The sequence below is a fragment of the Acidovorax sp. FW305-C-20-28 genome, from assembly GCF_058783375.1.
The window spans coordinates 14,526-27,717 of sequence record NZ_JBYSYM010000001.1; the positions used below are offsets into that span (position 1 = coordinate 14,526).

Here is a 13,192-nt window from a genome sequence, read left to right on the forward strand (position 1 = left end):
GCGGGTGCTCCAGTGCGGGGATGGCGTTGTTCAGTGGCCGAGGTAGACGTCGATCACCTTGGGGTCGTTCTGGACCTTGTCCATCGAGCCCTCGGCCAGGATCTTTCCCTGGTGCATCACGGTGACCTTGTGCGCAATGCGCTTGACGAAGTCCATGTCGTGTTCGATCACGATCACCGCGCGGTTCTTGCAGATGCGCTGCAGCAGCTCGGCCGTGAGCTCACGCTCGCGCGCACTCATGCCGGCGATGGGCTCGTCCAGCATCAGGAGCTCGGGCTCCTGCATCAGCAGCATGCCGATCTCCAGCCACTGCTTCTGGCCGTGCGAGAGCAGGCCAGCCTCGGTATCGAGCTTGTCGCCCAGGCCGATGTCGTCGGCCACGGCCTGCACGCGCTCCTTCACCGCATCGGTGCAGCGAAAGGCCAGCGCACCGAACACCGTGCGGCCCGAGGGGTAGGAGACCTCCAGGTTCTGGAACACCGAGAGGTTTTCGTAGATCGAGGGCGTCTGGAACTTGCGGCCTATCCCCAGGCGCACGCGCTTGTGCTCGGCCATGCGCGTGAGCTCCTCGTTCTTGAACTTGATGCTGCCGCCAGTGGCACGCGTCTTGCCGCAGATCAGGTCCAGCAGCGTGGTCTTGCCCGCGCCGTTGGGGCCGATGATCACGCGCAGCTCGTTCTTGTCCACGTACAGCGTGAGGGCGTCGATGGCCTTGAAGCCGTCGAACGAGACCGTGAGGTCTTCCACGGCCAGGGCGAAGTCGGTGTTGCTCATGGGATGTGCTCCGGGTGCGGGTGCGTTCCGTCAGGCGCGCTGGCTGCTGGTGCCTTCGGGCAGGCTCGGGGCGGCGGCCTGCACATCGGCGACCGCCGGGCGGCTTGGCGGGGCCACCGGGGGCCGCACGGCGGCCTGGCGCAGCGCCTCGCGGCGGCCTTTCCACCAGGGCACGACGTGGCTCTCCCACAGGCCGGCCAGGCCCATGGGGAAGGCCATGGTCACGCCGATGAACAGGCCCGCCATGAGGAACAGCCACAGGTCCGGGAAGCTCTCGGAGAAATAGGTCTTGCCGGCATTGACCAGCAGCGCGCCGTAGACCGCGCCCACCAGGCTCATGCGCCCGCCGATGGCGGCGTAGATCACCATCTCGATGGAGGGCACGATGCCCACGAAGCTCGGCGACATGAAGCCCACCTGCAGCGAGAACAGCGCGCCGCCGATGCCCGAGAGCGCGGCCGCCAGGCAGAAGGTGAAGACCTTGAAGTTGGCCACGTCGTAGCCCGAGAAACGCACGCGGTCTTCCTTGTCGCGCATGGCCAGGAGCAGGGTGCCAAGCTTGCTGGTCTGCACGAAGCGGCACAGCACGATGGCCAGCACCAGCAGCGCCACGCACACGTAGTACAGGATGTATTTGGCGCTGTCGGTGCGCGTGTCCCAGCCCCACAGGGTCTTGAGATCGGTCATGCCGTTGACGCCGCCCGTGTAGCCCTGCTGGCCGATGATGAGCACCGTGCAGATCAGCGCCACGGCCTGGGTGATGATGGCGAAATACACGCCGCCCACGCGGCGCTTGAACATGGCAAAACTCACGATCCAGGCCAGCAGCGTGGGCACCACGATCACGGCGGCCAGCGCGAACGGCAGGCTCTTGAACGGTACCCAGAACGCGGGCAGCTCGGTGATCTGGTTCCAGTCCATGAAGTCGGGGATGCCGGGGGTGGACTGGATCTTGGTGCTCACGGGGTCCGAGGCTTCGAGCTTGAGGAACATGGCCATGGCATAGCCACCCAGGCCGAAGAACACGCCCTGCCCCAGGCTGAGCACGCCGCCGTAGCCCCAGACCATGACCAGGCCGATGGCCACGAAGGCGTAGGTGAGGTATTTGCCCACCAGGTTCAGGCGGAAGATGTCGAGCGTGAGCGGCAGCACCACGGCCAGCAGCACGGTGAGCAGCACCAGGCTGGCGAGCTGGTAGCGCTGGATCCAGGCTTTGAGGGCATTCATGAAAGGACTCCGGTGAACTCAGAGAAAGGTCGGCCAGCGCTCAGCGGCGCACCTTGGAGGCGAACAGGCCCTGCGGCCGCACCATCAGGATCAGCACGATCAGCGACAGCGTGATCACCTTGGCCATGGAGCCGGCCAGGAAGAACTCGGTAATCGACTGCGTCTGCGCAATGCCGAAGGCCGAGACCACGGTGCCCAGCAGGCTCGCCGCACCGCCAAAGGTGACGACCAGGAAGGCATCGACGATGTAGAGCGAGCCCGAGGTTGGCCCGGTGGAGCCGATGGTGGTGAAGGCCGCGCCCGCCACGCCGGCAATGCCGCAGCCGATGGCAAAGGTCAGGCGGTCGGTCTTCCTCGTGTCGATGCCGGTGGCGTTGGCCATCACGCGGTTGCTCACCGTGGCGCGCACACGCAGGCCCCAGCGGCTCTTGTGCAGGGCCAGCAGCACGCCGCCCGTCACCACCACCGTGAGCCCCAGCACGAACATGCCGTTGATGGGGATATCGAGGCCCTCCACCGGCGTCCACGAGCCGAGCAGCCAGTCGGGCAAGGTGGGGCTGACTTCCTTGGGGCCGATGAAGGTGCGAAAGCACTGCTGCAGCGCCAGGCTGATGCCCCAGGTGGCCAAGAGCGTGTCGAGCGGGCGCTTGTACAGGTGGCGGATGAGCCCCCACTCCACCAGCCAGCCCGCGGCGAAGGCAATGCCGAAGGCCGCCACGATGGCCAGGGGAAAGTAGTAGTCCATGAAGCCCGGCGCATGCGTGGAGGCCAGCGTGGAGCCCAGGTAGATGGTGTAGGCGCCGATGGTCATGAACTCGCCATGCGCCATGTTGATCACGCCCATCTGCCCGAAGATGATGGCCAGTCCCAGGCCCATAAGCAGCAGCACGGCGAACAGGCTCAGCCCGGCAAAGCCCTGCATGAGGCCGATGTTGAGCATTTCAGAGAAGGTCATGGGTGCCAGGCTCCGGTGGGACGAGAAGAAAGGGGCGGCCATGCGGCGGCCCGGCCCGTGGGCCGAGCGCCGCAATGGAAGGGCTTACTGGTAACCCTTGGGGAACGGGTCGGGCTTGATCAGCTCGGGCGATTCGGAGACCACCTTGAAGCTCGCGTCCGGCATGCCCATGGCGATGCGCGACTTGCTCCACAGGTGGTGGTTGGCGTCGAGCTTGACGTAGCCTTCGGGTGCGGTCTTGAGCTCGATGCCCGGCGAGGCGGCCACCACCTTGTCCACATCGAAGCTCTTGGCCTTCTCGACCGCGGCCTTCCAGAGCCACGGGCCCAGGTAGCCGGCCTGCGTCACGTCGCCGATCACGGCGTCCTTGCCGTACTTGCCCTTGAAGGCGGCCACGAATTTCTTGTTGTTCTCGTTGTCCAGCGACTGGAAGTACTTCATCGACGAGAAGAAACCCGCGAAGTTCTCGCCGCCCACACCGGTCATCTCGTCTTCGGTGACCGAGAGCGTGACCAGCAGCTGCTTGTCGCCCGTGATGCCGGCGGCCTTGAGCGCCTTGTAGAAGGCCACGTTGGAGCCCCCGACCACGGCGACGAACAGGCAGTCGGGCTTTTGCACCTTGATCTTGTTCATCAGCGAGCCGAAGTTGGTGCTGCCCAGCGGGTAGTACTCCTCGCCGACGATCTTGCCCTTCTGGAAGTTCTCCACATGCTTGCGTGCGATCTTCATCGAGGTGCGCGGCCAGATGTAGTCCGAACCGATCAGGAAGAAGGTCTTGGCCTTCTTCTCGGTCTTGGCCCAGTCCAGGCTGTACAGGATCTGCTGCGTGGCCTCCTGGCCGGTGTAGATCACGTTCTTGGACTGCTCCAGGCCTTCGTAGAAGGTGGGGTAGTAGAGCAGGCCGTTTTCCTTCTCGAACACTGGCAGCACGGCCTTGCGCGAGGCGCTGGTCCAGCAGCCGAAGACCGCGGCGCAGTGGTCGTTGATGAGCAGCTTCTTGGATTTCTCGGCGAAGGTGGGCCAGTCGGAGGCGCCGTCTTCCTTGATGACCTTGATCTTGCGGCCCAGCACGCCGCCCATGGCGTTGATCTGGTCGATGGCCAACTGCTCGGCCTGGATGGAGCCGGTCTCGGAGATCGCCATGGTGCCGGTGGCCGAGTGCAGCTGGCCCACGGTGACCTCGGTGTCCGTCACGGCCAGCTTGGTGGTGTTGACCTGGGCCGTGGCCTGCGCGAAGGACCAGGCGGGCAGCCCGGCCATGGACGCGGCGCCCATGGCCTGCAGCAGGCGGCGGCGGCCGGCATCCGTGGAGGGGTTGATGCCCTGGGCATGCGGATCGGTGAGGTGCTTCATGGTGACTACGCTCCTTGCAACTGGCGGTTGGGGTGGTTCAGTGCGGCGTGTCGGAGGTGCCGCGCTGGGGTGAAGATTAGGGAGAACCCTGGTGTGCGCCCATACGTCAATTAACGTAGCTGGTGCGTACGCACCACCCGCTGCGGCTAGAACGTTTCTTGCATGGGCCGGTGCATGCCCTCCACCGCCACCCCGTCCAGCGCCCCGCAGCCTGCACCGCAGACGATCTTTCGCTTCCGGCGCGAGTACAACGCCTGGGTGGCCGACGAGACCATGGAGGACTACGCGCTGCGCTACACGCCCAAGGCCTTTCGGCGCTGGAGCGAGTTCCGCGTGGCCAATACCGCGTTCGGCTCGCTGTCCTTTCTGGCGCTGGAGGCCATTGGCGGCGCCATCGCGCTCAACTACGGCTTTTCCAACGCCATGTGGGCCATCCTCGCGGTGGGGGTGCTGATCTTCCTCACGGGGCTGCCCATTGCCTACTGCGCGGCGCGCTACGGCCTCGACATGGACCTGCTCACGCGCGGTGCGGGCTTCGGCTACCTGGGCTCGACCATCACCTCGCTGATCTACGCGGTGTTCACCTTCATCTTCTTTGCGCTGGAGGCGGCCATCATGGCACTGGCGCTGCAGATGGTGGTGGACTGGCCACTGGAGTGGTGCTATGTGCTTTCGTCCCTGGTGATCCTGCCCATGGCCATGCGCGGCATCACGCTGATCTCGCGCCTGCAGGCCTGGACGCAGCCGCTGTGGCTGTTCCTGCTGCTGCTGCCGTTCGTGTGGATCGCGCTCACGCAGCCGCAGCTGTACCGCGACTTCGCAGGCCTGTCGGGCCTCAAGAGCGGCAGCAGCCAGTTCAATGCCCTGATGTTCGGCGCTGCGGGCACGGTGATCTTCTCGCTGGTGGTGCAGATCGGCGAACAGGTGGACTTTCTGCGCTTTCTGCCCGAGCGCACGGCCGCCAACCGCTGGCGCTGGTGGGGCGCGGTGCTGGTGGCCGGGCCGGGCTGGATCGTGATGGGCATGCTCAAGATGGCGGGAGGCGCCTTCCTGGCGTTTGCGGCGCTGCAGTTCGAAGTGGGCGCCAGTCGCGCGGCCGAGCCCACGCAGATGTTCCTGGCCGGCTTCCACCAGGTCATGCAGGCGCTGGGCCTGCCGGGCATGGCCGTGGCGGTCACGGTGCTGTTCGTCGTGGTCTCGCAGATCAAGATCAACCTGACCAATGCCTATGCGGGCTCGCTCGCCTGGTCCAACTTCTTCGCGCGCATCACGCGCAGCCACCCGGGGCGCGTGGTGTGGCTGGTGTTCAACGTGGGCATCGCCACACTGCTCATGACGCTCGGGGTGTTCGGCGCGCTCGAGAAGGTGCTGGCGGTCTACAGCAATGTGGCCATCGCCTGGGTCGGGGCGCTGGTGGCCGATCTGGTGATCAACAAGCCGCTCGGGCTGTCGCCGCCGGGCATCGAGTTCCGGCGCGCCCACCTGTTCGACTTCAACCCCGTGGGCCTGGGCGCCATGGTGCTGGCGGCCGCGGTGGCCTGCTGCGCCTATGCGGGCCTGTTCGGCGAGATGGCGGCCGCGTTCTCACCCTTCATTGCGCTGGTGCTGTCGATGGCGCTGGCCCCGCTGCTGGCCTGGGCCACCCAAGGGCGCTACTACCTCGCGCGCCAGCCCGACACCACCTGGCAGCCCGGCGAGGCCGTGCGCTGCACTGTGTGCGAGAACCAGTTCGAGGCCGAAGACATGGCGCGCTGCCCGGCCTACGGCGCGGCGATCTGCTCGCTGTGCTGCTCGCTCGAATCGCGCTGCCACGACCGCTGCAAGACCGGCTCGCGCGCCACCGACCAGCTGCGCGCCGTGGCCGCGCTGCTGCTGCCGCGCCACTGGGCCGCCAAGGTCAACTTCCGCATGGGCCAGTACCTCATGGTCACCGTGGTGCTGTGCGCGGTGATGGCCTTCCTGCTCGGCGTGGTGTACGTACAGGAGAGCCTGGAGACGCCCGCGCAATTCCTTCGCATGCCCTTCCTCAAGGTGTTCGCGCTGCTCGCGCTGCTGGCTGCCGTGTGCGCCTGGTGGGTGGTGCTGAGCACCGACAGCCGGCGCATGGCGCAGGACGAATCGGAACGGCAGACCCAGCTCCTGCTGCAGGAAATCGAGGCGCACAAGCGCACCGATGCCGAGCTGCAGGCCGCCAAGGACCAGGCCGAGTCGGCCAGCCTGGCCAAGACGCGCTATGTGGCCGGCATGACGCACGAGCTGCGCTCGCCGCTCAACAGCATCCTCGGGTACACACAGATCCTGCTCAAGAACCCGCAGACCGAGGGCTGGCTGCGCGAAAGCCTGTCCACCATCCAGCACAGCGGCCAGCACATGCATGCGCTGATCGACGGCTCGCTGGAGCTGGCGCGCATCGAGGCCGGCCGCCTGCGCCTGGACCTGGCCCCCCTGCCCCTGCCCGAGCTGGTGCAGAACGTCGAGGGCATGCTGCGACCGCAGGCCGAGGCCAAGGGCCTGCGCTTCGTGGTGCAGACCGAGGGCACGATGCCCGGCTGGATACGGGCCGACGCGAAGCGGCTGCGCCAGATCCTCATCAACCTGCTGTCCAACGCCGTGCGCTTCACCGAGCGCGGCGAGGTGCGGCTGCGCATGGATTTTCGCCCGCACGTCTCGCGCATCGAGGTCATCGACACGGGCATCGGCATCGAGCCGCAGGACCGCGAGCGCATCTTTCTGCCCTTCGAGCGCGGCAGCGCCGGCCGGCGCGCGCGCGAGGCTGGCACCGGCCTGGGCCTGACCATCACGCACCTGCTGACCCAGCTCATGGGCGGCGAGCTCACGGTGGCCAGCACGCCGGGCCAGGGCAGCACCTTCACCGTGCGCCTGTACCTGCCCGGCATCTCGCCCGACCCGGCCTGGCGCCCCGCGCACATGGCGGTGCTGCGCCCGGTGATCGGCCACATCGGGCCACGGCGCACGCTGCTGGTGGTGGACGACCAGCCCCTGCAGCGCCAGCTGCTGGCCGGCCTGCTGGTGCCGCTGGGCTTCATCGTGCGCGAGGCCGCCAGCGGCCTGGAATGCGTGGAGATCGTGCGCCAGGCGCCGCCCGACCTGGTGCTGCTCGACATCTCCATGGACGACCTCGATGGCTGGCAGACCGCCGCGCTTCTGCGCACGCTGGCCCCGGCCGAGCAGTTGCCCATCGTCTTCGTCTCGGCCAACCAGTTCGACCACGAACCCGGGCGCCTGGCCGCCGTGCAGGTGCAGGGCTTCGTGGGCAAGCCGGTGGTCGAATCCGAGCTGCTGCGCGCGCTGCAGGCGGCGCTGCAGCTCGAATGGCTGCACGACAACACCCCGCAGCCTGCGCTGGCCCCCACGGCCCTGGCCGGTGCCAGCCCGGCCGCCCCCATCGCCCTGCCCCAGGCGCTGCGCGATGACCTGACCCGCCTGGCGCGCCAGGGCCAGGCCGCCGCCGTGCGCGAGCTGCTGCGCCGGGCGCGCGCCGAACTGCCGCCGCACCATACCCAGGCGCTGGCCCTGCTGCAGGCCTGCGCGGACCGATTCGACTTCGAAGCCCTGGCCCTGCACCTGCGGGAACCCGACCATGACGCCATCTCTTGAAGACGCCCCCCCTGCGGCCCCCCACGCTGCCGCACCGCCCCCTGGCCAGCGCGTCATCTTGGTGGTGGACGATGCCCTGGACACCCTGCGCATGCTTTGCGACGCGCTGGCCGCCGAGGGCTACGCGGTACTGGTCGCACGCGATGCCGAAGAGGCGCTGCAGCGCTTCGACATGGTGGTGCCCGACGGCGTGCTGCTCGACGCGGTAATGCCCGGCATCGACGGCTTTGCGCTGTGCCGCCAACTCAAGGCCACACCGCCCTGGTCGCATGTGCCCATCGTGTTCATGACCGGACTGTCGGACACGGCGCAGATCCTGCAGGGCTTTGCCAGCGGCGGCGTGGACTACGTGGTCAAGCCGCTGCGCATCCCCGAGGTGCTGGCGCGCCTGGCCACCCATGTGCGCAATGCCCAGGCCACGCGCCTGGCGCGCGAGGCGGTGGACGTGGCCGGGCTGGGGGTGGTGGTGCTCGATGGCCAGGGCCGCGTGGCCTGGCGCTCGCCCCAGGCCACACAATGGCTGGAAGCGGCCTTTGCCCACGCCGAGGACGCTGCCGAGCACGCAGCCGCCTGGCTGGTGCGCGCGCTCCAGGAGGGCAGCCAGACCCTGCCCCTGGCCGATGGCCGCCAGCTGCTGGCGCGCCACATGGGGGCCAGCGGCCTGGCCGAATCCATGCTGCTGCTCAGCCACGCAGCGGCCGAGGCCGCCGCGCCGCGCCACCTGCAGCAGGTGGCGCTGACCCCGCGCGAGACCGAGGTGCTCTCGTGGCTCACCAAGGGCAAGACCAACCGCGACATCGCCGACATCCTGGGCATGAGCCCGCGCACGGTGAACAAGCACCTGGAGCACATCTTCGAGAAGCTGGGGGTCGAGACGCGCACCGCCGCTGCGGCCATCGCAGGGCAGTTGCTACAGGGCTGACTCGGCACCAGAGGTGCGGTATCAGGATTGCGTGGCGCTTTGGGCGCTGGCTGGCAGGCCGAACACATGGTCGAACACCCAGTTGAAGACAAAGGTGTAGCACAGGAAAAAGACGATCATGCCGATGTCCATCACCAGCGCCTGCCACAAGCTGATGTGGAACCACCAGGCAAAGATCGGCACCAGGGTGACCACCAGGCCCATCTCGAAGCTGATGGCATGCACCACCCGGCGCCTGGTGCTGCGCCCGCGCACTTCCTGGCGCGACTCCCAGCGCTCGAAGGCCCAGTTGAACAGCAGGTTCCAGACCACGGCGATCAGGGCCGCGACGGCCGCGATCACGCCGGCATGCGCGGCGCCTTGGCCGGTAAGAAAGGCCAGCCCCGCCGTGGCGGCAAAGATGGCGATGAGCTCGTACAGCGTGACATAGACGACCCGGCGCTTGACGCCCTGCAGGCCGGCGGCAGCCTGCGGCACTGCCAGAGAAGTGGTGGTGTTCTGCATTTCCATGGACCGGACTTTATGTGCCCTTGGCTGATATTAAAAGTTAGCTTGTGTCAGTTTTTCTGATAGATTGGGCCTTTTCACCCTGATTTCGGGGTCGCGAAGGCCCTAAGCCATGGCTTTTTCCTCGGACAACATCCAGGTCTTCCTGTCCGTGCTCGACCAGGGCTCGTTCTCTGCGGCCGCACGCAGCCTGTCGCGCGTGCCCTCGGCCGTGAGCATGGCGATTGCCCATCTGGAGGCGGAGCTGGACATGCCGCTGTTCGACCGCAGCGGCCGCGAGCCCCGGCCCACACCCGCCGCGCGGGCGCTGGAGCCCCAGGCGCGGCTGCTGGCCGGGCAGCTGCAGCAGCTCAATGCCCAGGCCCTGTCGCTCACGCAGGGGCTGGAGGAACGGCTCACGGTGGCCATCGCGCCCGAGCTGCTGGCCTCGCGCTGGACCGAGCCCATCGCCGCCCTGGCGCGCGAGTACCCGCTCTTGCAGGTGGAGGTGCTGGCCGCACCCCAGGTCGATGCGCTGGAGCTGCTGCACACCGGGCGCGCGCAGCTGGCCCTGGTGTTCGAGCGGCCCAGCATCGACGGGCGCGAGGGCTTCCAGGAGGTCGGCAGCGAAACCCTGGTGGCGGTGATGGCCCCCGACCACCCGGTGCTGCAGGCCGCCCGCGCAGCCGCCACGGCGCGCGGCGAGCAGGCCACGCAAGCACAGCTGCGCGAAGAGCACCTCACGAGCACACGGCAGATCGTGGTGGCCAGCCGTGACCTGGCGCAGATCGACCGGCGCTTCGTTTTTGCGCGCCACCACTGGCGCACCGACAACCACCTGGCCGCCCTGGGCCTGATCGAGGCCGGCCTGGGCTGGGGCTGGCAGCCGCGCGCGCTGGTGCAGCCGCGCATCGACGCGGGCACGCTGGTGGAGATGCCGTTCGAGAACCTGAGCAACGGCACGGCGCTCTGGGTGGACGTGGTCTGGTCCAAGGAACGGCCCCTGGGCCTGGGCGCCCGGCGCTTCGTGGAGCTGATGTCGCACGATGCGCACCGAGCCGGGCATCCGCCCGAGCAGGCCTGCTCCACGCCCGCCTCAGAACACGCGTGACTCCCCGTCCTGCGGGATCCACAGCCGGTGCTGCAGGCCGGCCTCTGCCGCCATCGCAGCCAACCCGGCCCGGGTCGTGGGGCAATGGTCGAGTGCCTCCAGGTGGTTGGCCACCACCATGCCGGGCGCCAGCGCACAGGCCTCGATCACGTCGCGCCCGTCCATCAGGATCTCGCCTCCCAGGTCGAAGCGTGCGCCGCCCGCCGGCAACACCGCCACGTCGGGGCGCAGCCGCGTGAGGCAGTCGCGCACCTCGGGGGTCAGCACCGTGTCGCCGGCGATGTAGGCACTGGGTTCGCCCGGCATCTCGATCAGGTAGCCATGGCCGTGCTCCATCAGGCGGCCGACCCAGCCGCGCCCATGCAGGCAGGCGATGGGCGTGATGTGCCCGCGGCCCAGAAAGGGCTGGCGGCCGGCGCCCGACAGGGGCTGCACCGCCAGGCCGCGCGTGGCCAGGTGGTCGGCATCGCGGGGCATGCACAGGACGGGCGTGCCGCGCCCGCGCAGGAACTGCTTGCCCGCCCGGTCCAGGTGGTCGAAGTGGCCGCGCTGGCAGTGGGTGATGAGGGCGTGGGTCACGCGGGAGAGCACGGTCTCGCTGCCGCCCGGCAGTTCCACCACCGGGTTGCGGCGGCGCGTGCCGCCCAGGTAGCGCAGCGTGGGCAGGCCGCCCCGGGGCGACAGCATGGGGTCGACGAGCAGGGCCACGGGTGCGTCCCCGGCGGTGAATTCGAGCACGATGGTGGCGTTGCGCAGTTGGGTGATCTTCATGGGGTGGATGCAGGAGGCAAGGGATGAAGCCCCATTGTTCGAAAGCGCTGGCTTGGTGAAAATGGCTGGAATGGACAATTCATTGCCAATCTCTGCCACACGCCCCCTGCACCTGGCCTTGTTGCTCTACGAGGGCTGCATGCCGGCGGGCCTGTTTGCCGCGGCCGACATGGCGCGCGCGGCCAACCTGCGCGCGGGCCGGCCGCTGTTCGACGTGCAGTGGGTGGGGCTGGGCCTGCAACCCGTGCCCACCTGGCAGGGGCCGGCGCTTTCGCCCACCGCCACCCTGGCCCAGGTGCAGGCCGATGCCGTACTGGTGCCGGGCCTGTGGCTGTCGGCACCCAGCCAGGTGCAGGCCCAGCTGCACCCGCTGCAGCCCCTGGTGCGTGCACTGCGCGCCCTGCCCCAGCGCACGCAGCTGTGGAGCTACTGCGCCGGCGTGCTGCTGCTGGCGGCCAGCGGGCGGCTCGATGGCCAACCGGCCACCGCCACCTGGTGGCTGCAGGCGGCGCTGGAACAGGAGTTTTCGGCCGTGCACTGGCGCCTGGACGAGCCGCTGGTGACCACCACATCGGCCACCACGGCCGCAGGGGCCAGCGGCTACCTGCCGCTGATGCTGCACGCGCTGGCGGCCCGGCTGCCGCCCCAGGCCCTGCAGGACCTGCAGGAGGTGCTGGTGCTGCCCCGCCCGCGCGCCACGCACCCGGTGTTTGCCGGGCTCGACCTGGTGGCCCAGGCGGAGCCCGCGCTGCGCAAGGCCATGCTCTGGGTGCAGCGCAGCCCCGCCCAGGGCCTCAGCCTGGGCGATCTGGCGGCGGCCATGCACCTGTCCACCCGCACCCTGGCACGCCGGGTGCGCGCGCACACCGGCCTGTCTGCGGCACACTGGATGCGCCGCATCAAATTGCGGCAGGCCGCGGACGCCCTGTGCCAGACCCGCCACCCGCTCAAGCGCATCGCCCAGGACCTGGGCTTTGCCAGCGAGGCGGGCCTGCACCGGGCCTTCACCCATGCCACCGGCCAGACGCCCCTGGCCTACCGCATGGCCCATGGCAACCACTGACGTCCCCTTCGATCGCCCTATTCACCGGAGATGCACACCATGAACCCCTTCCAGAGCAGCAGCAAGGCCTTGGGCGAGCGCTGGGCGGCCTGGCAGCCCAAGGCGGGCAGCAAGAAAGGCAAGGCCGCCTCCCTGGCCGACTGGGACCCGGGCGCCAAGCCGTTTTCCGGCGGCAGCAAGGCCGAGGACAAGGCCGCCGTGGAGGCCCTGGCGCTGGAGCTCGATGCGCTGCAGAACCTGTTCTATGCCGACAGGCGCTACAAGCTGCTGGTGGTACTGCAGGGCACCGACACCTCGGGCAAGGACGGCACCATCCGCGGCGTGTTCGGGCGCATGAGCGCCCTGGGTGTGCGCACCGTGGGCTGGAAGGCGCCGACCGAGACCGAGCGCGCGCACGACTACCTCTGGCGCATCCACCAGCAGGTGCCGCAGGACGGCGAGATCACGGTGTTCAACCGCAGCCAGTACGAGGACGTGCTGGTGCCCGTGGTCAACGGCTGGATCACGCCCGATCAGCAGCAGCAGCGCCTGGCGCACATCAACGACTTCGAGCGCATGCTCAGCGAGACGGGCACCATCGTGCTCAAGTTCCTGCTGCACATCAGCCCCGAGGAGCAGCGCCTGCGCCTGCAGGAGCGGCTGGACGACCCGGCCAAGCACTGGAAGTTCAGCATGGGCGACATCGAGGTGCGCAAGCAGTGGAAGGACTACCGCCGGGCCTACGACACGCTGCTCGCCGCGACGCACACGCCCTGGGCGCCCTGGACCATCGTGCCCGCCGACTCCAAGACCCACCGCAACCTGATGATCGCCACCGTGCTGCGCCAGGTGCTGCAGAACCTGGAGCTGCGCTACCCGCCCGGCGACCCGCAGCTCGCGGGCTTCAAGGTGGAGTGAGTCCGCAACCCCGCC

At 68.6% G+C, this 13,192-nt stretch carries 11 protein-coding genes; 5 read left to right on the forward strand and 6 right to left on the reverse strand.

Annotated features, from left to right (window positions below; translation table 11 throughout):
- Positions 1 to 30 precede the first annotated feature (30 nt).
- From urtD to urtA, 4 genes are all read right to left on the reverse strand, one after another.
- Entirely contained in the window at positions 31 to 774 is a 744-nt protein-coding gene (gene urtD / locus AC3WOH_RS00075) for an urea ABC transporter ATP-binding protein UrtD (RefSeq protein ID WP_492227381.1), read from the reverse strand.
- Positions 775 to 804: 30 nt separating this feature from the next.
- A complete protein-coding gene (gene urtC / locus AC3WOH_RS00080; RefSeq protein ID WP_492227382.1) occupies positions 805 to 2,001 on the reverse strand; it encodes an urea ABC transporter permease subunit UrtC in 1,197 nt (398 codons plus the stop codon).
- A 40-nt stretch (positions 2,002 to 2,041) separates the two neighbouring features.
- Positions 2,042 to 2,956, reverse strand: a complete 915-nt coding sequence (gene urtB / locus AC3WOH_RS00085; RefSeq protein WP_492227383.1) for an urea ABC transporter permease subunit UrtB — start codon at positions 2,954 to 2,956, stop codon at positions 2,042 to 2,044.
- An 84-nt stretch (positions 2,957 to 3,040) separates the two neighbouring features.
- Positions 3,041 to 4,309 (reverse strand): urea ABC transporter substrate-binding protein, encoded by a 1,269-nt coding sequence (gene urtA / locus AC3WOH_RS00090; RefSeq protein ID WP_492227384.1) that lies wholly within the window; start codon positions 4,307 to 4,309, stop codon positions 3,041 to 3,043.
- Positions 4,310 to 4,483: 174 nt separating this feature from the next.
- On the opposite strand from urtA, the gene AC3WOH_RS00095 reads away from it, so the two are divergent.
- Complete coding sequence (locus AC3WOH_RS00095; protein ID WP_492227385.1) at positions 4,484 to 7,927, forward strand: hybrid sensor histidine kinase/response regulator; 3,444 nt, start codon at positions 4,484 to 4,486, stop codon at positions 7,925 to 7,927.
- Positions 7,911 to 8,849 carry a response regulator gene (locus AC3WOH_RS00100; protein WP_492227386.1) on the forward strand — a complete coding sequence of 313 codons (939 nt, stop codon included), beginning with the start codon at positions 7,911 to 7,913 and terminating at the stop codon, positions 8,847 to 8,849. Before AC3WOH_RS00095 ends, AC3WOH_RS00100 begins: the two co-directional genes overlap by 17 nt.
- Positions 8,850 to 8,870: 21 nt before the next feature.
- On the opposite strand, the gene AC3WOH_RS00105 is transcribed toward AC3WOH_RS00100, so the two are convergent.
- On the reverse strand, positions 8,871 to 9,359 hold the full coding sequence (locus AC3WOH_RS00105) for a PACE efflux transporter (protein WP_492227387.1): 489 nt from the start codon (positions 9,357 to 9,359) through the stop codon (positions 8,871 to 8,873).
- Positions 9,360 to 9,468: 109 nt separating this feature from the next.
- On the opposite strand from AC3WOH_RS00105, the gene AC3WOH_RS00110 reads away from it, so the two are divergent.
- On the forward strand, positions 9,469 to 10,446 hold the full coding sequence (locus tag AC3WOH_RS00110; protein ID WP_492227388.1) for a LysR family transcriptional regulator: 978 nt from the start codon (positions 9,469 to 9,471) through the stop codon (positions 10,444 to 10,446).
- Here AC3WOH_RS00110 and AC3WOH_RS00115 read toward each other — a convergent pair.
- On the reverse strand, positions 10,432 to 11,217 hold the full coding sequence (locus tag AC3WOH_RS00115; protein WP_492227389.1) for an MBL fold metallo-hydrolase: 786 nt from the start codon (positions 11,215 to 11,217) through the stop codon (positions 10,432 to 10,434). The genes AC3WOH_RS00110 and AC3WOH_RS00115 overlap by 15 nt on opposite strands.
- Before the next feature lie 82 nt (positions 11,218 to 11,299).
- Here AC3WOH_RS00115 and AC3WOH_RS00120 point away from each other — a divergent pair, with 82 nt between their 5' ends.
- Both AC3WOH_RS00120 and AC3WOH_RS00125 read left to right on the forward strand, forming a co-directional pair.
- Positions 11,300 to 12,280 carry a GlxA family transcriptional regulator gene (locus tag AC3WOH_RS00120; RefSeq protein WP_492227390.1) on the forward strand — a complete coding sequence of 327 codons (981 nt, stop codon included), beginning with the start codon at positions 11,300 to 11,302 and terminating at the stop codon, positions 12,278 to 12,280.
- A 30-nt stretch (positions 12,281 to 12,310) separates the two neighbouring features.
- Complete coding sequence (locus AC3WOH_RS00125; RefSeq protein WP_492227391.1) at positions 12,311 to 13,177, forward strand: PPK2 family polyphosphate kinase; 867 nt, start codon at positions 12,311 to 12,313, stop codon at positions 13,175 to 13,177.
- The last annotated feature ends 15 nt before the right edge of the window (positions 13,178 to 13,192 follow it).